The organism is Stenotrophomonas sp. A3_2 (assembly GCF_036624925.1).
GTDB lineage: Bacteria > Pseudomonadota > Gammaproteobacteria > Xanthomonadales > Xanthomonadaceae > Stenotrophomonas > Stenotrophomonas hibiscicola.
On sequence record NZ_JAZKVY010000398.1, the window covers coordinates 1 to 322 of the forward strand.

At 60.6% G+C, this 322-nt stretch carries 1 protein-coding gene; it reads right to left on the reverse strand.

What is annotated here, in order from left to right; translation table 11 throughout:
• A partial coding sequence (locus tag R5H29_RS22840; RefSeq protein ID WP_332329904.1) for a hypothetical protein occupies positions 1-322 on the reverse strand: 322 nt, incomplete at both ends.

The following is a 322-nucleotide window of genomic DNA, read 5'->3' on the forward strand; positions in this document are numbered from 1 at the left end:
GACGAACAGCAACTCATTCTCGCTGAGATAGAACAGGATGCCGTCGCCGATCACAAACCCCTCGTGGCTGGTTGGCACCATCTGCTTGGCCTTGCCCGGCACGAAGCCCTTGAAGCTGTTGATGCCCAGCCCCAGCAGGAAATCGAACGCGCCCGGCCCCTCGACCATCAGTTCGGCCATGTGGTAGCTCTTGTTGAACAGGACGCAGGTTTCGGCCCAGGCCCGCTGCTCGTCACGCCAGTTGGAGAATTCCGCCGGAACCCCCGGATAGACGTTCGGACCGACTTGCTGATTGCGCAGCAAAGTGACGATATCGCCGCTC